The organism is Bacillus cereus group sp. BfR-BA-01380 (assembly GCF_022663535.1).
Classification (GTDB): Bacteria; Bacillota; Bacilli; order Bacillales; family Bacillaceae_G; genus Bacillus_A; species Bacillus_A cereus_BB.
Genome location: NZ_JAKUFS010000142.1, coordinates 1 through 205, shown reverse-complemented (window position 1 = coordinate 205; position 205 = coordinate 1). Strand labels below are relative to the sequence as shown.

Sequence of the window (205 nt, the reverse complement as noted above, 5' to 3'; positions counted from 1 at the left end):
CACCGTGCGGGTTCGACCCCCGCCCTCGGCACCATATGCGCCCGTAGCTCAATTGGATAGAGCGTTTGACTACGGATCAAAAGGTTAGGGGTTCGAGTCCTCTCGGGCGCGCTTTATTAACGGGAAGTGGCTCAGCTTGGTAGAGCACCTGGTTTGGGACCAGGGGGTCGCAGGTTCGAATCCTGTCTTCCCGATAGTTTTAAAA

The 205-nt window shown here is 56.1% G+C and carries 2 tRNA genes; both read left to right on the top strand.

From position 1 onward, the window contains the following. Positions 1-37: 37 nt before the first annotated feature. Positions 38-111: transfer RNA gene (locus MR076_RS26295), tRNA-Arg, on the top strand. A 9-nt stretch (positions 112-120) separates the two neighbouring features. Next, positions 121-194 (top strand) — tRNA-Pro (locus tag MR076_RS26290). The last annotated feature ends 11 nt before the right edge of the window (positions 195-205 follow it).